Consider the following 23,819-nt stretch of genomic DNA (forward strand, 5'->3'; position numbering starts at 1 on the left):
CGTACCATGTCTAAATGACTCAGGGCGGCGTATAGTCAATTAGACCCACAGGAGTCCCTATGACTGCCAAGCCACTGCTTACCGCCTTGCTGCCACTGGTCAGCGACCTGTCTCGCGACCTGCCTGATCAGGAACGCTATCGCCGTTTACTGCAAGCCATGCGGAGTCTGTTGCCCTGTGACGCTGCCGCCTTGCTCCGGCTCGATGGCGAATGGCTAGTGCCCTTGGCCGTGGATGGCCTGAGCCCAGACACCCTTGGACGTCGCTTCAAGGTCAGTGAGCATCCACGTTTTCAGATCCTGTTGAGCAGCCCCTCCCCTACCCGCTTTGCCAGCGACTCCGAGCTGCCGGACCCGTACGATGGCCTGGTCAATACGCCGGATGTGGACCTTGAGGTTCACGACTGCATGGGTTGCCCTTTGATGGTCGATGAGCGCCCGTGGGGGCTGGTCACCCTCGATGCCCTGACGCCCGGCCAGTTCCAGAGCCTGGAGCTCGACGCCTTGCAAGCCTTTGCGAGCCTGGCCGCTGCGACGGTGACCGTGGCCGAGCGGATCGAACGCCTGGCCCTGCGTGCGGAAAATGAGCATCAGCGGGCGGAGGTGTACCGCCAGGCCAGTGGTCAGGACCGAGAGCTGATCGGCCAGAGCCCGGCCCACCAGCGCATGGTGGAGGAAATCCGACTGGTGGGCAGCAGCGACCTCACCGTGCTGATCACCGGCGAGACCGGGGTGGGCAAGGAGTTGGTGGCCCAGGCCCTGCACCAGGCGAGCAGCCGGGCCCACAAGCCGCTGATCAGCCTGAACTGCGCAGCGCTGCCCGACACGCTGGTGGAAAGCGAGCTGTTCGGCCACGTGCGCGGGGCCTTCACCGGCGCCCATGCAGACCGCCGGGGCAAGTTCGAACTGGCCCATGGGGGCACCTTGTTTCTCGACGAGGTGGGCGAGTTGCCGCTGGCGGTACAAGCCAAGCTGCTGCGCGTGTTGCAAAGCGGACAGTTGCAGCGGCTGGGTTCAGACCGCGAACACCACGTCGATGTGCGCCTGATCGCCGCCACCAACCGTGATCTGGCCGCCGAGGTGCGCAACGGGCGCTTGCGTGCCGATTTCTACCACCGTCTGAGCGTCTATCCGTTGCATGTCCCTCCTCTGCGGGAACGCGCACGCGACGTGTTGCTGCTGGCAGGCTACTTCCTCGAACAGAATCGCTCACGCTTGGGCCTGAGCAGCCTACGACTGGGCGCGGACGCTCAAGCTGCACTCCTGGCCTACGACTGGCCGGGCAACGTGCGTGAACTGGAGCATCTGATAGGCCGCTCGGCGCTCAAGGCGTTGGGCCGACAAACGGTACGCCCCAGGATCTTGTCCTTGACCGCTGCCGATCTGGATCTGCAACCACCTACCTCACTCCATTCGCAGCCCGCTCCAGCCCCTGAGACGACGGTACCCGACCTGGGTGCTGGAGGCCTGCGCCAGGCGCTGGACACCTACCAACGCCAGCTGATCCAGGCCTGCCTGGATCAACATCAGGGCAACTGGGCAGCCACCGCAAGAGCGCTCGAACTCGACCGCGCGAACCTCAGCCGCCTGGCCCGGCGGCTAGGTATCCGCTAGGGATGCCTCACAAAAGGATTAACCCAGAAAGCCTCTGGTTGGTCTGAACACGGCTGCTATATCTCCTAAACGCCCATGCCTCGACTCACCAGTCGAGGTTGCCGCATCGCGTTCCAGAGGACCTGGTGCAGCAATGCCGGCCACATTCAGGCCGGGGGGGATCAGTCGACCAGCAGGGAGCACTTCATGGAAAACATCGTCGTCGCCGATAAGCAGTCCGCCGTCGCCACCCAGAATGCCTGGGGCAATATCAGTCTCAATGGCCCAGGCGTCGTGCAAATGCCCGTCGCCCCCGACCAGGTCGCCACCGTCACCCAACGCGGGCAGGATTTGATCGTCACGCTCAAGTCCGGCGAGAAGGTCACCATCGGCAATTTCTTCGCGGTGAATCAGGCTGGCGTTGGCAGCGACATGGTGTTCGTCGGCGAAGACGGTACCCTCTGGCAAGCCGAATACGACGCCCAGGCGTTCACCGGCTTCACCTTCAACGAAGTGGCTTCTCTGGACGAACTGGTTGCAGGCATCGGTACGGCGGGCGATGCCATGCCGACGTGGGCCATCGCAGGCCTGGGGTTGCTCGGCGTGGGCGGCGGCGCGGCGGCGGTAGGCGGCGGTAGTGGCGGCGGCGGCGGTGGTGGCGGTGCAGTGCCTGACACCACGGCCCCGGCGACCCCCATCGACCTGCTGGTTTCCCCGGATGGCCTGCGCCTGTCGGGGCGCGGTGAAGCGGGTGCGATCGTGAACATCCGCGATGCGGCTGGCAACCTGCTCGGTACCGGTACGGTCGGGGCCGATGGCAGCTTCGATGTAGCGCTCAACGCCCCCCAGATCAACAGCGAAAACCTGCAAGTGACCTTGACCGATGCAGCCGGTAATGTGTCTGCACCAGGCACCGTGACCGCACCGGATGCGACCGCTCCGCTGGCGCCAACCGAACTGGCGATCGACGCCCAGGGTACAACGCTCACCGGCCGTGCCGAGCCCGGTTCCACGGTGTCGGTCAGAGGGGCCGACGGCGTGCTGCTGGGCTCGGCCACGGCAGGGGCGGACGGAGTGTTCAGCGTTACCCTGCAACCGGCGCAGACAGCGGGCCAGGCGTTACAAGTCACGGCTGAGGATGCAGCGGGCAACACGTCCGCCGCAGCCGGTATTGCCGCTCCAGTGGTCGATGGCACCGATACCACCCCTCCTGATGCGCCCGTGGCGCTCGCTGTGTCCGCTGATGGCACGCGCCTTTCGGGCCGTGGGGAGCCCGGCACTACGGTCAACGTTCGCGACGCTGCCGGCAATGTGATCGGCAGCGGCGTGGTGGGGGCCAATGGTGCCTTCGAGGTGGTGCTCACACCCGTGCAGCTCGATAGCCAGAACCTGCAAGTTACCCTTACCGATGCCGCTGGCAACGTCTCTGCACCGGGCGCTGTCGTAGCGCCAGACCTCACGGCGCCGCTCGCACCGACCAACCTGGCCGTCGATGCCCAGGGTGCCACCCTGACCGGGCGGGCCGAGCCCGGGTCTACCGTTTCGGTACGCGGCCCCGGCGGCGCGTTGCTGGGCACCGCCATCGCGGGCGCTGACGGCCTGTTCAGCATCACGCTACAACCCCCGCAGACCACTGGCCAGGCCTTGGCCGTGAGCGCCACCGACGCGGCAGGCAATACGTCGCCGGCAGCCAACATCACCGCGCCCTTGGTCGATGGCGGTGACACCACGCCGCCGGATGCACCGGTGGACCTGGTGGTAGGCCTGGCTGGCACCCAACTGACCGGCCGCGGCGAAGCCGGCACCACCGTGCAAGTGCGCGACGCGGCAGGCAACCTGCTCGCCACGGGCACCGTGGGTGCTGATGGCACCTTCACCGTCAGCCTGGACCCTGCCGTCAAGGACGGCAGTAGCCTTCAAGTCACCCTGACCGACGCGGCAGGCAACACTTCACCAGCCGCCAGCGTGGCGTCGCCAGATCTTGTGGGGCCCGCGCAGCCCACCGACCTGGCACTGGCCGATGGCGTCACCTTCACCGGGCGCGGTGAGCCAGGCGCTACCGTGCAGGTGCGCGACGCTGCCGGCACCGTGATCGGCACAGGCACCGTAGGCGCAGACGGCGCCTTCAGCATCACCCTCTCCCCTGCCCAGGCCAACGGCCAGGCATTGGACGTACGCCTGGTCGATGCGGCAGGCAACGCGTCGGCGCCCTTGCAATTCGACGCTCCTGATATCACCCCGCCAGAAGCCGTCACCAATGTGCTGGTCGGCCCGGGCGGTACCGTCATCGGTGGCCGAGGCGAGCCAGGTGCGACGGTCGAGGTGCGCGATGCGAACGGTACCCTGCTGGGCAGCGCTGTGGTTACCGCCAACGGCACCTTCCTGGTCAACCTCGACCCCGCCGTGCAACCCGGCGAGCAACTGAGCCTGGTGCAGACAGACCCTAGCGGCAACGCCTCGCCCGCAGTCGACTACGAAGTGCCCCTGACCCCAGCCCTGGAAAGCCCTGCCAACCTGGCGGTAAACGCCGATGGCACCGTGCTCACCGGTACGGCTCCGGCAGGCTCGCGCGTCGAGGTGCGCGATGCCAGCGGTGTGTTGATCGGCAGCGCCATCGCCAATGCCGACGGCAGCTTCAGCATCGACCTGAACCCCGCCCAGGCCAATGGCGAACTGCTGGATGTGGTGGCCATCGCCGACGATGTGTCGTCACTGCCAGCCCAAGTCACCGCCCCTGATATCACGGCGCCCACCGCCCCCACAGAGCTGGCGGTGAGCGCCGACGGCACCGTGGTCACCGGCCGCGCGGAGCCGGGCAGCACCGTGCGTATTCTGGCCGCTGACGGCACCGAGTTGGGCTCGGCGGTCGTCGGCGCCACCGGCGTGTTCAGCATTACCTTGAACCCTGCCCAAGTAGACGGCGAAGTGCTGCAAGCCACTGCCGCCGATGCTGCGGGCAACATATCCCAAGCCAGCGCAGTCACAGCACCGGACATCGATGGTGGCGGTGATGTCACCCCGCCAGACGCGCCCGTGAACTTGGTCATCGGACTGGCAGGCAGCCAACTGACCGGTCGCGGCGAAGCCGGCACCACCGTGCAAGTGCGCGACGCGGCAGGCAACCTGCTCGCCACGGGCACTGTCGGCGCCGATGGCACTTTCACCGTCAACCTGGACCCCGCCGTCAAGGATGGCAGCAGCCTCCAAGTCACCCTGACCGACGCGGCAGGCAACATTTCGCCAGCCGCCAGCGTGGCATCTCCAGATCTTGTGGGGCCTGCGCAACCCACCGACCTGGCCCTGGCCGATGGTGTCACCTTCACCGGGCGCGGTGAGCCAGGCGCTACCGTGCAAGTGCGCGATGCTGCCGGCACCTTGATTGGCACAGGCACCGTGGGCGCAGACGGCGCCTTCAGCATCACCCTCTCCCCTGCCCAGGCCAACGGCCAGGCACTGGACGTACGCCTGGTCGATGCGGCAAGCAATGCCTCGGCACCCTTGCAGTTCGATGCCCCTGACATCACCCCGCCAGAGGCGGTCACCAATGTGCTGGTCGGCCCTGGCGGTAACGTGATCGGTGGCCGAGGCGAGCCAGGTGCGACGGTCGAGGTGCGCGATGCGAACGGTACCTTGCTGGGCAGCACCGTGGTTACCGCCAACGGCACCTTCCTGGTCAACCTCGACCCCGCCGTGCAACCCGGCGAGCAACTGAGCCTGGTGCAGACAGACCCTAGCGGCAACGCCTCGCCCGCAGTCGACTACGAAGTGCCCCTGACGCCAGCCCTGGAAAGCCCTGCCAACCTGGCGGTAAACGCCGACGGCACCGTGCTCAGCGGTACTGCTCCGGCAGGCTCACGCGTCGAGGTGCGCGATGCCAGCGGCGCGTTGATCGGCAGCGCCATCGCCAATGCCGACGGCAGCTTCAGCATCGACCTGAACCCCGCCCAAGCCAATGGCGAACTGCTGGATGTGGTGGCCATCGCCGACGATGTGTCGTCACTGCCCGCTCAAATCACCGCCCCCGATATCACAGCGCCTGCCTCCCCCGCGGAGCTGGCGGTGAGCGCCGACGGCACCGTGGTCACGGGCCGCGCCGAGCCGGGGAGCACCGTGCGTATTCTGGCCGCTGACGGCACCGAGCTGGGCTCGGCGGTCGTCGGCGCTACCGGCGTATTCAGCATCACCTTGAACCCTGCTCAGGTAGACGGCGAAGTGCTGCAAGCCACTGCCACCGATGCCGCGGGCAATGCATCCCAGGCCAGTTCGGTCACCGCACCGGATATCGATGGCGGTGGCGATACAACGCCGCCTGAAGCGGCTTCCAACCTGGTCGTGGGTGTGGCGGGTACTCAGTTGAGCGGTCGCGGTGAAGCCGGAGCTACCGTCCAAGTGCGCAATGCGACCGGTGACCTGATTGCAACAGGCACCGTGGCCGCCGATGGCACCTTCACTGTCAACCTGGACCCCGCCGTCAAGGACGGCAGCGACCTGCAGGTCACGCTCACCGATGCCGCGGGGAACGTGTCCCAGCCCGCGACCGTTACCTCCCCTGACCTGATTGCCCCGGCGCAGCCAACCGACCTGGCCTTGGCTGGCGGCGTGACCCTGACCGGTCGCGGTGAAGCGGGTGCCATCGTGCAGGTCCGTACCGCAACCGGTACCTTGATCGGCTCGGCAATCGTGGGTGACGACGGCCTGTTCACGGTCACCCTCTCTCCTGCCCAGGCCAACGGCCAGGCGCTGGACGTGCGCCTGGTAGACGCAGCTGGCAACACGTCTGACCCGTTGCAGTTCGATGCCCCGGACATCACCCCACCCGAAGCCGTGACCAATCTTCTGGTCGGCCCAGGGGGGGCCGCACTCAGTGGTCGTGGCGAAGCCGGTGCCACAGTTGAAGTGCGTGACATCGATGGCAATCTGCTAGGTCGCGGCGTAGTCACCGCCAACGGCACATTCCTGGTAAACCTCGACCCTGCCGCGCAGGCCGGTGAGCAACTGAGGCTGATTCAGGTAGACCCCAGCGGCAATGCTTCTATCCCCGTGACAATCGCGGTGCCGGCGACCAATCCACCCGCCAGCCCTGCTGAGCTGGCACTGTCCGAAGACGGTACCGCCCTCACCGGCACCGCCCCGGCAGGCACTCGGGTGGAAGTGCGCGGGGCGGACGGTGCGTTGCTTGGCAGCGCAGTCGCAGGCCCTGACGGCAGCTTCACCGTCGAGCTGGCACCCGCACAAGCCAACGGCGAATTGCTCGATGTGGTCGCGATCGACAGTGCAGGGCTTTCTTCCCTGCCCACCCAGATCATCGCCCCGGACATCACTGCGCCTGCAACGCCAAGCGAACTGGCCATCAATGCCGACGGCACGGGGCTCAGCGGACGTGGCGAGCCCGGCAGCACCGTGCGTGTGCTGGCTGCCGATGGCATCACGGTATTGGGCAGCGCAGTGGTCGGCGCCACTGGCCGCTTCAGCATCACATTGAACCCGCCACAGGTCGACGGCGAGGTCTTGCAGGTCACGGCCACCGACGCAGCGGGCAACACCTCTGCTGGGGGTAATGTCACCGCGCCGGATATCGATGCCGTGGACAACACCCCGCCTGCACCTGCCACGGGCCTGGCCATCAACCTTGCCGGCGCGCAACTGAACGGGCGCGGTGAAGCTGGCGCTACGGTGCAGGTACGCGATGGCCAAGGCAATCTGCTGGCCAGCGGAACCGTCAATGCCGACGGCACCTTCCAGGTCAACCTGGACCCTGCGGTCAAGGACGGCAGCACCCTGCAAGTCGTGCTCACCGATGCCGCCGGCAACGCATCCACCCCCGCCACCGTGGTCAGCCCCGACCTGCTGGCGCCCGCCCAGCCAACCGAGCTTGCCCTTGAAGGCGGCATCACGCTTACCGGTCGTGGCGAGCCTGGCGCAACGGTGCAAGTACGCACCGCTGGTGGGGCCGTGATCGGCACCGGCCTGGTGGATGCAAACGGCAACTTCAGTCTCACCCTGGCACCCGCGCAGGCCAACGGCGAAGCACTCGATGTACGCCTGGTGGACGCCGCCGGCAACGCCTCGACCCCGCTGCAGTTCGAAGCACCGGACATCACGCCTCCGGCTGCGGTAAGCAATGTCGTGGTGGGTAACGCCGGCTTGACCGTGGCCGGTCGAGGCGAAGCGGGCGCGCGCGTGGAAGTGCGCGATGCGACCGGCACTGTGATCGGCAGCGGCACCGTGAGTGGCAACGGGACCTTCCTGCTCGAACTCACCCCACCCGCCCAGCCCGGCGCACGCCTGAATCTCGTGCAGACCGACCCCAGCGGCAATGCGTCCGAACCGCTGCTGTTCGACGTCCCCCTTGTTCCGGCCCCGGCCAGCCCGAGCGGTCTGGTGGTGGCCGACGACGGCACCAGCATCAGCGGCACGGCCCCGGCAGGCAGCCAGGTGCAGGTACGTGATGCCAATGGCAACGTAGTCGGCAGTGTGGTGGTAGGTGCCGGTGGCACGTTCACCGTGGTGCTCAACCCGGCTCAGGCCAACGGCGAACTGCTCGACGTGGTGGCCATCGATGGCGCAGCAAACGCCTCCCTGCCCGTGCAGGTGACGGCGCCGGACATCACGCCACCAGCCATCCCCGGCGAGTTGCAGGTCAATGGCGACGGCAGCGTGGTCACGGGGCGCGCCGAAGCAGGCAGCACCGTGCGTGTGCTGGCCGCTGACGGGGTCACTGTGCTGGGGTCAGCCGTGGTGGGTGCAACCGGTGTCTTCAGCATCACCCTGAATCCGCCACAGGTCGACGGCGAGGTCTTGCAGGTCAATGCCACCGATGCCGCCGGCAATGCCTCGTTGCCAGGCTCGGTCACTGCGCCTGTGATTGACAACGGGGGCGACACCACGCCGCCACAACCTGCCACCGACCTTGTGATCAGTGCCAATGGCGCCACCGTTTCCGGGCGCGGCGAAGTCGGCACCACCGTGCAAGTGCGCAATGATCAGGGGCAGCTGCTGGCAAGCGGCACGGTACAAGCCGACGGCACCTTCGTGGTGCAGTTGCAGACGCCGGTGATTGACGGCTCGGCGCTCCAGGTCACCCTTACCGATGCAGCGGGCAACGTCTCGGCGCCAAGCTCGCTGGCCGCGCCTGACCAGGTGGCGCCGCTGCAGCCTGCCAATCTGGCGCTGGAAAACGGCGTGACCTTGAGCGGTACTGCCGAGGCCGGCGCGCGCGTTGAAGTGCGCGATGCCGCTGGCACCCTGATCGGCAGCGCCATCGCCCAGCCCGGCGGCACCTTCAGCCTCATACTCGACCCGCCGCAGGCCAACGGTCAGGCCCTGTCCGTGACCGTGACCGACGCTGCGGGTAACAGCTCGGTGCCGCTGGGCTATGTCGCCCCCGACATCACGCCGCCAGTGCCGGTCAGCAACGTGCAAGCAGGTGCGGGAAGCCTCGCCGTCGCAGGCAGGGGTGAACCGGGCGCCATCGTACAGGTGCGCAATGATGAGGGCCTTGTCATCGGCACGGGGACTGTCGCGGTCAACGGCACCTTCGTCGTCAACCTCGATGCGCCGCTGGCGGCCGGCCAGGCCATCTCGCTGGTGCAGACCGACGCAGCTGGCAATACCTCCACGGTGATAGACGTCACCGTTTCGCAAGCCCCTGTACCGGCCAGCCCGACCGATATCGTGGTGGCTGGGGACGGCACCTCGGTCAGTGGCACCGCACCGGGCAACGCTCAGGTTGAAGTACGCGATGCCCAGGGCAATGTCATCGGCACCGTGCAGGCCAACCCTGACGGCAGCTTCACCGTGGGGCTCACACCGGCCCAGGCGAACGGCGAAACCCTGGATGTGGTCGCCGTCGACGGCGACGGCACCCCCTCGCTGCCCGTGCAGATCGTCGCTCCCGACATCACGGCCCCCAATGAACCTACCGATCTGCAGTTGAACACCAATGGCAGCGTATTGACCGGACGGGGCGAGGCAGGGGCCACGGTGCAGGTCACCGATGCCGATGGCAACGTGCTCGGCACGGCTCAAATCGGTGCCAACGGCGTAATCAGCGTGCAGCTGACGTCACCACAAACCGATGGCCAGACCCTGGAAGTCACCGTGCGCGATGGCGCCGGCAACACCTCCAGCGCCACCCTCACGGCGCCTGATCTGGACGGCCCGCTGCAGCCTTCTGCGTTGGCCATCGACACGGCGGGTATCCACCTCACCGGCGTGGGTCAGGTCGGCTCGATCATCACCGTCCGCGACGCAGGCGGCGCTGTGTTGGGCAGCGCAACCGTGGGGGCTGACGGACGCTTCGACGTCACCCTGTCCGCTGCCCAGCGCAACGGCGAAAGCTTGAGCGTGGAAGCCACCGACAACCTGGGCAACAGCGCAGGGCCTGTACCCTTCACGGCGCCGGATACCACGCCACCTCAGCAGGTTACCGATGCGGTCATCAACGGCGCAGGCAGCGTGGTGAGCGGTACTGGCGAAGCCGGCGCCACGGTGACCGTACGCGCGCCGAACGGCGCCGTGCTGGGCTTCGCCCAGGTAGGCGGCAATGGCGCCTTCTCGGTCACGCTCGACCCCGCGCAGACCAATGGCCAAGTGCTGAGTGTCGAACAGCGTGATGCTGCCGGCAACCTGTCCCAAGCCGTCGATCTGACTGCACCGGACAACGAACCGCCTGCCCTACCCGGCACCCTGCTGGTATCAGCCGATGGCACCCTCGTGACCGGCACGGGCGAGCCTGGCGCACAAGTCACGGTGACCGGTGTGGCTGGCATCGTGCTGGGCACTGCCGAGGTTCAAGCCGATGGCAATTTCAGCGTCACCCTGGTACCCGCGCAGCTCGGTGGCCAGGACCTGTCGATCATACAGACCGACCCTGCCGGCAACCCGTCCCCGGCGGGCACCGTGACGGCGCCCGACCTCGCACCGCCTCTGGCGGCTGTTGGCCTCTCGCTCAATGACGCCGGGAACGTACTGAGCGGTCAAGGTGAGGCCGGGACCACTGTCGAGGTGCGCGATGCCGCCGGCAATGTGCTGGGCAGCGTCGAAGTAGGGGCAGATGGCAACTTCGAAGTCCCTCTCACCCCAGCGCAAACCAATGGTGAAGTGCTGTCGGTGATCCTCATCGACGCACAGGGCAACCTGTCACCTGCAGCCACGCTCACGGCTGACGACAGCACACCGCCGTCAACCGCTACGGGTCTTGTCATCACCCCGGGCGGCACTGCCATCCAGGGCGTTGGCGAGCCCGGCGCCACGGTGGAAGTACGGGGCGCTGGCGGCGCCGTGCTGGGCAGTATCCTGGTGCCTGAGGGTGGTAATTTCACCGTACCCGTGTCACCTGCGCAGCTCGATGGCCAGGTGCTGGACGTCGTATTGATCGACGGCGCCGGCAACGCCTCCTCGCCAGGACGGGTCACCGCGCCGGACATCACCCCACCTGCGCAACCCACCGGCGTGGTGGTCAGCGAAGACGGCACCACTGTGACCGGTAACGCGCCTGGCGCCCAGACCGTCACGGTACGCGACAGTGCCGGCGGTGAAGTCACTGTCCCGGTAGACGCCGACGGCGGCTTCAGCGTGACGCTGCCCACCGCGCAAAACAATGGGGAGACCGTCACCGTCGTGGTCACCGACCCGACCGGCAATGCATCGGTGCCGATCAGCGTGACAGCACCGGACAACACCGATCCGCTGCCAGCTACCAATGTCAGCGTGAGCCCCGATGGTACGACGGTCGGCGGCACGGCCGAACCTGGCAGCACGGTGGTCATCCGCAACCCGGATGGCTCCGAGCGCGGCAGTGATACGGCCGGCCCGGACGGCACCTTCGTGATCCCGATCGACCCGCCCCTGAGCACGGGCGAAACGGTCGACGTGGTCGTGATCGACCCGTCCGGCAACGCCTCCACCGACGTGCAGCTGCAGGGCCCGACCGGTAACGAAGTGGCGGCCCCAAGCAACCTGGCGATCAGCGAAGACGGCTTCCTCCTGACCGGCCAGGGCACCGTCGGTACCTTGATTACCGTGACATCCGCCGGTACCACATTGGGCACGGCGACGGTTGGCACCGACGGCATCTTCCGCGTGTTCTTCCTCAATGCCCAGCTCAATGCGCAGAAATTGCAGGTCACCGCGCGAGCCACGGCAGGCGGCCAACCCTCGGTGCCAGCCACCGTGGTTGCCGAAGACACCACGCCGCCTGATGCACCGACAGGCGTGGCCATCGACCGTATCGGCAGCACCTTGACCGGCCAGGGCGAAGTGGGCGCTACCGTGCGTGTCAGCGATAGCTTGGGCAACTTCCTGGGCAGCGCGACCGTAGGCAGCAATGGCTTGTTCACGGTCAACTTCGTCCCGGCAGTGGCCAACGCCCAGAACCTCATCGTGACCCAGGCGGACGCGGCCGGTAATGTGTCATTGGCTGCGACCTTGCAGGCCCCCGATCTGCAGGCGCCTCTGGCTGCCAACAACCTGAGCTTGAACAACGCAGCCACGGTCGTCAGCGGCCAGGGTGAAGCCGGGGCGCTGGTGACGATTCGCGATGCCAGCGGCGCGGTACTGACCACCGGCACCGTCAACCAGAGTGGCCAGTTCCAGATCACCCTGCCCAGTGCCCAGACCACCGGCAGCGCGCTGCAGGTCACCCTCAGCGACGCAGCCGGCAACGTGTCGGCGCCGGCCAGCCTCGCGACCCCAGACCGCACACCGCCAGCGGCAGTGATCGACGCGCAGTTGAGCGGCGATGGCCGGCAGCTGTCCGGCAGCGGTGAACCCGGCGCCACCGTGCAGGTGCGCAACGCTTCCGGCACCGTGCTGGGAACCGCGACGGTGGGTGTGGATGGCCGCTTTACCGTGGTGTTCGATACGCCCCAGGCCAATGGCCAGGCCATCGGCGTCACCCAGGTCGATGCCGCCGGCAATACCTCGGTTGCCGTCAACCTCACCACGCCAGACCTCACGCCCCCTGCCGCCCTGACCAACGTGGTGCTGAACAACAACGGCCTGACCCTGACCGGCTTGGGCGAAGCAGGCGCCACCGTCAGCGTGCGCGGGGTCGACGGCACTATCCTCGGTACAGGACTGGTCGCGGCCAATGGCAGCTTCACCCTGACCCTGAACAGCGCCCAGCTCAACGCGCAGCGCCTGAGCGTCACCCAGACCGATGCGGGCAACAACACATCGGTGGCGGTTGCCGTGACTGCGCCGGACTTCACCGCCCCCGACGCACCGGTCAACCTGCTGCTCGCCCCGTCGGGCCTGCAGATGACCGGCAGCGCCGAAGCAAACAGCACGGTGACCGTGCGTGATAACGCCGGCAACGTGCTGGGCACGGCAGTCGCCGCCGCCAATGGTACCTTCCAGGTAACCCTCAACGCGCCCCAGACCAATGGGCAGGCCCTGCAGGTGACCGCCACCGACGCTGCCGGCAACGTTTCGACCGCTGCGCCCTATACCGCAGCGGACACCACGCCGCCAGCCGCCGTCAGCAACCTGGCCGTGTCCGCCGACGGCGCAAGCCTGGTGGGTAGCGGTGAGGCCGGTGCCACAGTGCGCGTCAGTGCAGCCGATGGCAGCCTGTTGGGCACAGCAGTGGTCGCAGCCGACGGTCGCTTCAACGTCAGCCTCAGCCCTGCGGCACTGGTGGGTGAAACCTTGAGCGTGGTGCAAGCCGACGCAGCACAGAACGTCTCGCCTGCCCAATCGATCAACGCCCCTGGGCCTTTGGCACCGGCAACCCCGGCAGACTTGGTCCTGGCCGCCGACGGCCTGTCGGTCTCGGGAACGGCAGCCAGCGGCACCACCGTCAACGTGTACGGCACCAATGGGCAACTTCTGGGCAGCAGCCCGGTGGCCAATGACGGCAGTTTCACGGTCAACCTTGGCAGCCCACAGGCCAACGGCGAAGTGCTGCTGGTCGCCGCTACTGGCACCGACGGCGCGGTATCGCTGCCTGCCACGCTGCAGGCGCCGGATACCACGGCGCCGCTACCGCTCACCGGCCTGGTGCTGTCTGGCGACGGCCTGGTCGTAACCGGCCGCGGCGAACCGGGTGCTACCGTGACCATCACTGGCGAAGGCGGTATCGAACTCGGCACTGCCGTGGTCGATGCTGCTGGCAACTTCAGCGCCACGCTGGCCACGGCACAACTGGACGGCGAGCTGCTCAATGCCAGCCAGGCCGATGTGGCCGGTAACGAATCGAACAGCGTCAGCCTTACCGCGCCGGACCGCACCGCGCCAACACCTGCACAGGACTTGACCTTCGCTGGCGGTGGCAGCCTGCTCAACGGGACAGGCGAGCCAGGCGTCACCGTGCGGGTGATCGCTGCCGACGGCAGTGTGCTGGGCACCGACACCGTGCGCGTCGATGGCACCTTCCAGGTCAACCTCTCCGCGCCTCAGGCCAACGGGCAACAGGTGCAGGTGCTGCTGACCGACGCCGCCGGCAACCAATCGGGCGCCAGCGTCATCACCGCGCCCGATACCACGCCGCCAACCGCACCGGCAGAGCTGGCGGTTTCCAGTGACGGCGTCACCATCACAGGGCGCGGCGAAGCCGGCGCAGCAGTGACCGTCACCAATGCAGCGGGTGAGGACATCGGCAGCGCCATTGTCGATGCCAGCGGCAACTTCACGCTGACCCTCGACCCGCCGCTCACCAACGCCGAAGTGCTGAGCTTCACCCAGGCCGATGGGGCCGGTAATGTCTCGCCGGTCGCCACCTTGCAAACGCCTGATTTCACCCCACCAGAGCCATTGACGCAGGTAGTGATCAACGCCGATGGCAGCGTGGTCACCGGCTTTGGTGAGCCGGGATCAACGGTAACCGTCAGGGATGCAGCGGGCGTGACGCTGGGCACGGGCACGGTCCTGGCCGACGGCAGCTTCCGTGTGGACCTGTCGCCGGCTCAGATCGATAACCAAGTGCTTTCCGTGCTGCAGGCCGACCCACCCGGCAACGTCAGCGAGGCGGTCACGGTGCAGGCGCCAGACCTGACGCCGCCAGCAGCGGCGACCGAGTTGCGGCTCAATGCGGCCGGCGACACCCTCGGTGGCGTCGGTGAAGTGGGCGCCACCGTGCGGGTGTTCGTGGGCACGACACAGATCGGCACGGGTGTGGTGAGCGCCGCAGGCACCTTCACCATCGCCCTGCAAACCCCGCAGCTCAATGGCGAGCGCTTGCAGGTGACCCTGACCGATGCTGCCCAGAACGTCTCGCCGGTCAGCACCCTGACCGCACTGGACATCACGCCCCCTGAAGCAGTGGTGGCGACCATCAACAGCAGCGGCACCCAATTGGTCGGCACGGCCGAAGTCGGGGCGCGCGTGACGGTGCTCAACAGCCAGGGCGATCTGGTAGGCCAGGTTGTCGTCGCCGCTGACGGCCGTTTCGTGGTGGCACTGACGCCGGCACAGATCAACGGTGAAGTGCTGACCCTCATCGCCCAGGACGCCACCGGCAACCCATCGCCGGGGGTGCAATTGCAAGCGCCTGACCTCACCCCACCGGTGCAGCCGGGCGACCTGGTGCTCGATGCCACCGGCCAGACCCTCACCGGCACGGCCGAAGCCGGCACCACCATCAGCGTGCGCGGGCCGGACGGTGTCGAAGTCGGCACTGTGCAGGTGGCGGCGGGCGGTGCCTTCACGATCGCCCTGGATCCAGCCCAGGACAACGGCCAGCTTCTGACCGTCGTCTCCATCGACGCAGCAGGCAACACCTCACTCCCGGCCACCTTGCTGGCCCGGGATACCTCGCCGCCCGATGCCGTCACAGACCTGGCGGTGGACAACACCTTCACCGTGATCACGGGCCGTGGCGAGCCAGGCGCAACCGTTACCATCAGCAAAAACGGGACGGTGATCGGTACCGGTGAAGTCAGCGAGGCCGGGACCTTCCAGATCGTCACCAGTCCGCCTGCCGGCTCGGTGGCGTCGCTGGTGGTCTACCAGACCGATGCGGCGGCCAATACGTCTGCCAGCATCACCTTCGTCACGCCGTTGGCACCCCCTCCTGTACCACCTACCAATGTCGTGCTGGCCAGCGATGGCCTGACTTTGTCGGGCAATGCGCCTTCGGGAACAGGCATTCGGGTATACGACGCAGCAGGCAATCAGATTGGTGTCGGCGGCGCCACCTTGAACGGTACGTTCAGCCTGCAACTGACGACTGCACAGCTCAACGGGCAGCAACTGACCGTCACGGCCGTTGCCTTGGTTGGCGGCGAATCGCAGCCGACCTTCGTGGTGGCGGCAGACATCACCCCGCCTGCAAACCCTGTCATCGCCGCGCTGTCGACCAATGGCCTGGTACTGACCGGCACCGGCGAAGCGGGCGCAACCGTGACCGTGCGCAGCGCCGGCAATGCGGTGCTGGGCACCGGGCAGGTCAACGCCGCAGGCGAGTTCAGCATCAACCTCAATGCACCGCAGTTGAATGGCCAGGTGCTGAACGTCAGCCAGACCGACGGGGCGGGCAACGCCTCTGGCAGCACGGCCTTCACCGCGCCTGACCTCCAACCACCGGCTGCGCCGACCAACGTGACGGTCAACGGTGCAGGCACCGTGCTGACCGGCAACGGCGAAGCAGGCGCTACCGTTACCGTGCAAGGCCCAGGTGGCCAGGTCGGTACCGGTGTGGTGCAGGCCAACGGCACCTTCACCATCGCCCTGACCTCGCCGCAGAACGATGGGCAACTGCTGGTGGTGCGCCAGACCGATGCCGCCGGCAACCTGTCCGGCAGCGCCAGTGTGCTCGCACCCGATACCACGCCGCCTGCCGCGCCGATTGCCACCATCAACCCCACCGGCACCGCCGTCAGCGGCTCGGGCCAGGTCGGCAGTACGGTACAAGTGCGCAACGGCGCCGGTACGGTGCTGGGCACCGCCACGGTCGGCAGCAACGGCCTGTTCGTGGTCAGCCTGGCGGCCGCGCAGATCGACAACCAGGCGTTGTCGGTCACGCTCACGGACGCGGCAGGCAACGTTTCGACGCCCACCGCGTTGACCGCGCCGGACTTCACCCCGCCAGCGGTCGCCGGCAACCTCCAGGTCAATGCCGACGGTACCAGCCTGACCGGTACCGGCGAGCCCGGCGCCACCGTCACCGTGCGCAGCGCAACCGGCACGGTGCTGCAAACCGGTACCGTGCAGCCTAACGGCAGCTTCACCGTGGCCTTGAACCCACCACAGGACAATGGCCAGCTACTGTCGATCACCCTGAGCGACCCACGCGGCAACGTGTCGGGCAACGTCACCGTCACAGCGCCCGATGTGGACGCCGATGCGCCGGTCATCGCCAGCGACAACCTGGCGACCGCCGTGGTCAACCTTGCGCCCGTCGTCAGCAGCCGTACCTACCAGGACTCGTTCAGCACCCTGCTGGCGGGCTTCAGCAAGACCTTTACCTGGACAGTGGGAGCAGGCACAACGGCGGATCCAACGCTGACGCTCAACACGGGCAGTGCCCTGGCCCTGCTGGACAACGCCACCTTCACCTTGCAAGTGAAAAATGCCAGCGGCGCCTGGGTGACGCTGGCGACCGGTAACAGCCAGGGCTTGCTCGACCTGGTATTGCTGCCGCTGGGCCAAGGCCTGCGCGTGGACATCGGCGAGCTGCGTGCCGGTGACTACCGGCTGACCGTGGGCAGCGGCGGTATCGGCCTGCTGACCACGGTCAACACCACGTTGCAGGTCGATACCACCAGCCTGACCCAGTTCACCGGTACGGGCGCAGCGACGTCCGGCAACGTCGTCACCGATGTGGGTATCGACGGCACGACCGATGCGCGTGGGCCGGACAGCGACGCGGTGCTGCAAGTGCTCAAGGGTGGGAGCTATGTGGCCGCTGGCAGCGCTACCACCGTGCAGGGCCAGTACGGGACCTTGGTAATACGGGGCGATGGCAGTTACACCTATACCCCCAACGGCAGCCCGAGCAGCGTCGGCAAGGTGGATGTATTCAGCTATCAGCTGGTGCATCCGAACGGCAAGTCCGACACGGCCAACCTGTATGTGCGCATTGACAGCCCACAAGCCACCGAGGTGTGGAGCAACACCAACTATGCAGCGCCAGCCACCGTAGTGGACGCGGTGAATGACGTCGACAACACCAACATCAGCCTGGTGAACCTGCAAACCAGCAGCACCACCACGTTCTCACCGCTGTCCTTGCCGGTAGTGGGTACCCGCTCGGCCACGTACACCACTACCGTGGCAGCCAATACCACTGCTGATGTACAGGTAGTGCTCAATTCTGCCAACCTGCTGACCCTGCTCAACGGCACCACGCTCGAGCTGCTCAAGCTCAACCCGGCCACCGGGCAGTACGTGACGGTGCAGACCGTCGGCGGTGGTTCACTGGTCACCCTGCTGGGCGGGGGAGCGGGCTACACCTTCCAGAACCAGGGCGCCGGCACCTACCACGTGCGGGTCACCGCAGGCGGCATTGGGCTGCTCAGCTCGCTGACCACAACGGTCAATGCCACGGCCACTCACCTCAATGAGTTCGTGGTGGGCAGCTATACGCCGGTCACCGGCAACCTGCTGACCGACGGCGCGGGCGCCGACAATCTGGGCTCGCCCCTGACGGTGCTGAGCGTGCTGACGGCGGCGAACACCTTCACCATCCCGGGCTACAACGGGGCCATCGCCCAGGGCAGCTACGGGACCTTGGTGGTGCAGGCCGATGGCAGCTATGCCTATACCCTCGATGCCGGTCTCAGCTCGTCGGTGATCGGGCAACGGGAGGTGTTCACTTACGAGCTGACCCACCCCAATGGCACTACCGACACCGCCACGCTCACCATCAACCTCGACCCGGTCACAGGCTTTGCCGCCACCACTGCGATCATGGCGGACACCGGTGACGAGGGCGCGGCGCTGGCCAGTGTCGCCACGGTCGCTGCCAGTGAGGTGATCGCCGGCACCGATGGCGATGACACGCTGGTGGCCAGCGCCGGTAGCGCGGTCACGCTCGACGGGGGCGCTGGTAACGATACCCTGGTGATCAGCGACCAGGGCTTTGCCAGCATCAACGGGGGGAGCGGGAACGACACGCTGCTCTGGAATGGCGGTGATGCCAGCATCGACTTGGGCAACCTGGTCGGTCGGGTGCACGAGATCGACACCATCGACCTCAACGACACCAGCGCAGTAACCCTCACATTGACCCTGGCCGACGTGGTGGCGGTTACCGACAGCGCCAGCGACACGCTGATCATCAAGGGGGATGACAGTGACTCGGTTCACATGACCGACACCTGGAGCAAGGTGGGGAACCAAACTGCCGACGGTATCGACTATAACAAGTACACGGCTCAGGAGGATCCGAGTCACCACTTGTGGGTGCAAAGCGGTATCCATGTGGTCTGAGGCCGCTGCAAACCCGCCGGGTACATCCCCGGGGGCAAGGACGATGACCAGCAGTAAGGACACTCTGTGAAACCAAGCAGTACGCTGTCACCGTGGTTGCTGGGAGCCTTCGGGCTCCTGGTCTTGAATTTTCAACCGGTGGCCCAGGCCGCCGATGACATAGACCCCGCATTACGCCAGATCGGGCCGTCCCTGCTCAGGGACGCGCCTGAAGCGGTACCGGCAAGGCCCGCCGTGGGCATGGCGCCGGTAGCCGGCGCGCAGGCCTTGCGGCTGTCCGAGGCCGTGTTGCAAGCCGCGCAATGGCACCCCAGCATCGCCGAGGCCATCGGTAACCTGTACAAGCAAGGCGAAGGTATCAACGTCGCCCGTGCAGGTTATTACCCGCAGATCTCCGGTGGCCTGCGTACCGGCTATGACACCGGGTACGGCGGTGACCGCAGCAGCCAGGCCATCAACCTGTCGCTCAAGCAGATGCTGTACGACTTCGGCAAGGTCGATCATGCGGTCAGCGCTGCCCAGGCCGCAGCCGCCCGGGCCCAGGCCAATATTTTGCTGGTGGTCGATGACCTGGCCCGCGACACGGCCTATGCCTGGATCGAAACGCGCCGCTATGAGCAGCTGATCGGCATTGCCCGTGACCAGATCCGCGGGGTGGGCGACATTGCCAACATGGCCCGCCAGCGCAGCGACATGGGCGCCAGCACCCGCTCCGACGTGGTCCAGGCCGAATCACGGGTACAAAGCGCCCGCGCCGTGCTGGAGGAATACAGCGCCCAGTACGAGCGCTGGCGCTCGACCCTGGCGGCCTTGCTCGGACGCGCCACGCCGGTCTCTCTGGACGAACGAACGCCTCGGGAACTGGCCCAGGCCTGCAAGCGCCCGAGCCAGGGCGACGAGCGCCTGCCAGCGGTACTGATGGCGCTTGCCCAACGTGCCCAAGGCCAGGCCGAACTGGCCCAGGCAAAGGCCGAGGCCTACCCCACCGTGTCGTTGCAGCCGCAGGTCAACCATTACCTGGACAACGACTACAACCGTGACAACTCGCGCCTGGACCGTACCCAGGCCGGTATCTACCTCAACGTGGAGGTACCCATCTACCAGGGCGGCTCCATCAGTGCCCGCAGCCGCGCGGCCGGCTATGCCCTGACGGCCGCCGATTCGGCCGAGGATGCCGCGCGCCTGCAGGCCCGTCGCGGCCTGGCCGAGGCCACCGCACAAACAGCGGGCCTGGGGCGCCGCCTGAACTCGCTCGAAGCCCGCCAGGACAGCATCCAGGAAGCGCGAATGCTTTATGGCCGCCAGTACCTGGACCTAGGCACGCGCCCCCTGCTCGACTTGCTCAATGCCGAGCAGGAAATCTACCAGTCGCGCTTCGAACTGGCCGGCACCCGTTCCGACCTGCTGCGTCTGGACGTGGACTGCCTCTACAACACGGGCGCCCTGCGGGCGGCCTTCGGCCTCGAGGGGCGTAACCTGCAAGGTGTGGAGATTCAGCCATGAGCGATCCGGTCAATGTGACGCTGCCCGAACCGGCCCAGGCCCCGGCGCCTGCCACCAGCGCGCGCGCAGACCTCGGCCCTTGGCTGGAGGTGATGCTGCAGGTCGCGCACCATTATCGTCTGGACGTGTCACCCCAGCGCATCCGCCTGGCCGCCGATGAGGATGCCCGCCCCCTGGACGAAATCCTGCGCCACATGGCCCGCCAAGCCGGCCTGGCCTTGCGCTTCGTGCGTTTCGACGCAAAAGGCTTGCGGCAATGGCGCACGCCGCTGGTGTTGGAGCTCGATGACGGCCAACTGGCGGTGGTCGAGTCGGTGACCCAGGAGGACGACCTGGCGGTGGTCTTCGCAGGCGATCAAGGGTTGACCTCGCGCCTGCCCCGCGATGCGCTGCAAGGCAGGATCACCCGCGTTGCACTGCTGCGCCCCGCACGGCCACTGCGCGATGTGCGCACCGATGACTACACCGCCCCGTACGACCGGCACTGGTTCGCCCGTATCGTACTGCGCGATCTGCACCCGTACGGGCAAGTGATGATCGCCTCACTGGTCGCCAACGTACTGGCGCTGGCCGGAGTGCTGTTCTCGATGCAGGTCTACGACCGCGTGATTCCGGCTGAATCACTGCCGACCTTGTATGTGCTGTTTGGCGGCGTGGTGCTGGCGTTGGTGTTCGACTTCAGCATGCGCCTGCTGCGTCTCAAGGTCACCGACCTGTTGGGCAAGCGGGCCGACCTGCGCGTCAGCGACCTGGTCTATGGCCACGCCCTGCGCCTGCGCAACTCGGTGCGGCCCAAGTCCACCGGCTCGTTCATTTCGCAGTTGCGCGAGCTGGAGTCGATCCGCGACCTGATCACCTCCAGCACCGCGACGGCACTGGCCGACCTGCCCTTCTTCCTGCTGTTCCTGTTCGTGTTCTGGCTGATCGGCGGCGTGCTGGTGTTCGTGCCGATCGTGGCCCTGGTGGCGATGGTGGTGCCGGGCTTGCTCGCGCAGCGGCGCCTGGCACGGTTGGCCAATGCCTCGATGCGTGAGTCCTCGTTGCGCAATGCCATGCTGGTCGAGAGCATCCAGGGCCTGGACGAGATCAAGGCCCTGCAAGCCGAAGCGCGTTTCGAGCGGCAATGGAACCAGTACAACGCCGCCTGCGCCCACACCAACCTGCGCCTGCGCACCCTCACCAACGGGCTGGTGGCCTGGACGCAGAATGTGCAAGGCGCCGTATTCGCCGTGGTCATCGTGATCGGCGCGCCCATGGTGATCGCCGGCGACCTGACCACCGGCAGCCTGGTGGCCGCCTCCATGCTGGCCTCGCGCATGATGGCGCCGCTGGCCCAACTGACCCATGTACTGACCCGCTGGCAGCAGGCCAAGGTGGCCCTGCAAGGGCTGGACAAGCTGATGCAGTCGCCAGTGGACCACCCCGAAGGCGAGGCACGGGTGCACATGCCTGCCCTGCGTGGTGAATACCGCTTGCGCCAGGCCACCTTCCGCTACAGCGAAGAGGCGCCGCCTGTGCTTAACATCGCGCAGCTGGACATTCGCCCGGGCGAGCGCATTGCCGTGCTCGGCCGCAACGGCGCTGGCAAGTCGACCTTGCTGCAGGCGCTGGCCGGTAGCATGGACCTGATGCAGGGGGAGGTGAGCCTGGACGGTATCGCCATGGCGCACCTGGACCCGGCCGACCTGCGCCGTGACGTGGGCTTGCTGGCCCAGTACGCCAGGCTGTTCCACGGCACCCTGCGCGAGAACCTGACCCTGGGCGCCGGCCAGGCCAGCGATCAGGAGCTGGTGGCGGCGCTGTCGGCCACCGGTGCGCTGGACTTCGTGCGTCGCCTGCCCAAAGGCATGGATCACCTGATCCTCGAAGGCGGCCTGGGCCTGTCCGGTGGGCAGCGCCAGGCCCTGGTGCTGTCGCGGCTGCTGGTGCGTCAGCCGCAGGTGCTGCTGCTGGACGAGCCCACCGCTTCGCTCGATGACATCACCGAGCGCCGGTTGCTGGATAACCTGGATCGCTTCTGCCAGGGCCGCACCTTGGTGATCGCCACCCACCGGTTGAGCGTGCTGCAGCGGGTGGACCGCGTCCTGGTGCTCGACGGCGGCCGTATCGTGATCGACGACGCACGCGACGCCGCGTTGGCCAAACTGCAAGGAGCGCAGGCATGAGCAACCATGAACTTCCCGCCTCTTACCTCGATGGTCAGGATGACCAGGCGGTGTTTCGGGCTGGGCGCCTGATCACCCTGTGCGCGGTGATGCTGGCGGCATTCCTGGCCTGGGCGGCCTGGTTCGAGGTGACCGAGGTGTCCACCGGCACGGGCAAGGTCATCCCCAGCTCCCGTGAGCAGGTGATCCAGTCGTTCGAAGGTGGGATCGTCGCGCAGATGAGCGTGGCCGAAGGAGATCTGGTCGAGCGCGGCCAGGTCCTGGCCCAGCTCGATCCGACCAAGACATCATCAAGCGTGGGCGAAAGCGAAGCCAAGTACCGCGCCGCCAAGGCCAGCCAGGCGCGCCTGCAGGCAGAGGTCACGGGCAAGCCGTTGAAATTCCCGGCCAGCCTGCGCGAGTCGCCCGAGCTGATCGAGGCGGAGACGGCGCTGTACACCACCCGCCGCCGTGGTCTTGAGCAGACGCTGGCCGGTATCGAGGACTCGCTGCGGCTGGTGCGCAGCGAGCTCAAGATCACCGAAAACCTGGCGAAGATGGGCGCTTCCAGCCGCGTCGAGGTCATCCGCCTGAACCGCCAGCGCTCGGAACTGGAGCTCAAGGCCACCGAGGCACGCTCGGAGTATCTGGTGCGGGCCAGGGAGGAACTGGCCAAGGCCAGTGCCGAGGCCGACAGCCTGTCGGAGGTAATCCGTGGCCGCAGCGACTCATTGACGCGCCTGACCTTGCGCTCGCCGGTGCGGGGTATCGTCAAGGACATCGAGGTCAACACCCTGGGCGGTGTGGTGCAGCCAGGTGGCCAGGTGATGAAGATCGTGCCGATGGATGAGCGCCTGCTGATCGAGACCCGCATCGCGCCACGGGACATTGCCTTCATTCACCCCGATCAGGCCGCCAAAGTGAAGATCAGCGCCTACGACTACTCGGTGTATGGCGGCTTGGACGGCAAGGTGGTGGGGATTTCGCCGGATACTCTGCAAGACGAGGTCAAACCTGAAATCTACTATTACCGGGTGTTCATTCGCACCGAACAGGACAGCCTGCAGAACAAGGCCGGCAAGCAGTTTGCAATCGTGCCAGGGATGATCGCCACGGTGGATATTCGCACCGGGGAGAAGACGATACTCGACTACCTCATCAAACCCCTGAACCGGGCCAAGGAAGCCTTGCGCGAGCGTTAGCGCAA

At 66.8% G+C, this 23,819-nt stretch carries 5 protein-coding genes; all 5 read left to right on the plus strand.

The features are described 5' to 3' along the window. Positions 1 to 59 precede the first annotated feature (59 nt). Positions 60 to 1,613, plus strand: coding sequence for a nitric oxide reductase transcriptional regulator NorR (gene norR, locus MOP87_RS17045; RefSeq protein WP_110606894.1), 1,554 nt, complete (start codon positions 60 to 62; stop codon positions 1,611 to 1,613). A gap of 186 nt (positions 1,614 to 1,799) precedes the next feature. Then, on the plus strand, positions 1,800 to 18,965 hold the full coding sequence (locus MOP87_RS17050; RefSeq protein ID WP_242809831.1) for a BapA/Bap/LapF family large adhesin: 17,166 nt from the start codon (positions 1,800 to 1,802) through the stop codon (positions 18,963 to 18,965). Between the two features lie 66 nt (positions 18,966 to 19,031). Next, a complete protein-coding gene (locus MOP87_RS17055) occupies positions 19,032 to 20,468 on the plus strand; it encodes a TolC family outer membrane protein (RefSeq protein ID WP_242809832.1) in 1,437 nt (478 codons plus the stop codon). Beyond that, complete coding sequence (locus MOP87_RS17060) at positions 20,465 to 22,633, plus strand: type I secretion system permease/ATPase (protein WP_242809833.1); 2,169 nt, start codon at positions 20,465 to 20,467, stop codon at positions 22,631 to 22,633. Before MOP87_RS17055 ends, MOP87_RS17060 begins: the two co-directional genes overlap by 4 nt. After that, complete coding sequence (locus MOP87_RS17065) at positions 22,630 to 23,814, plus strand: HlyD family type I secretion periplasmic adaptor subunit (protein WP_023534727.1); 1,185 nt, start codon at positions 22,630 to 22,632, stop codon at positions 23,812 to 23,814. The genes MOP87_RS17060 and MOP87_RS17065 overlap by 4 nt, the downstream gene beginning before the upstream one ends. Positions 23,815 to 23,819 lie beyond the last annotated feature (5 nt).

Source organism: Pseudomonas sp. I3-I5 (genome assembly GCF_022699445.1).
In the GTDB taxonomy this organism is placed as follows: domain Bacteria; phylum Pseudomonadota; class Gammaproteobacteria; order Pseudomonadales; family Pseudomonadaceae; genus Aquipseudomonas; species Aquipseudomonas fulva.

Excerpts from the sequence above, each read along its gene's own strand:
- norR (WP_110606894.1), top strand. The coding sequence starts at position 60 with ATGACTGCCAAGCCACTGCTTACCGCCTTGCTGCCACTGGTCAGCGAC.
- MOP87_RS17065 (WP_023534727.1), top strand. The coding sequence starts at position 22,630 with ATGAGCAACCATGAACTTCCCGCCTCTTACCTCGATGGTCAGGATGAC.
- MOP87_RS17050 (WP_242809831.1), top strand. The coding sequence starts at position 1,800 with ATGGAAAACATCGTCGTCGCCGATAAGCAGTCCGCCGTCGCCACCCAG.
- MOP87_RS17060 (WP_242809833.1), top strand. The coding sequence starts at position 20,465 with ATGAGCGATCCGGTCAATGTGACGCTGCCCGAACCGGCCCAGGCCCCG.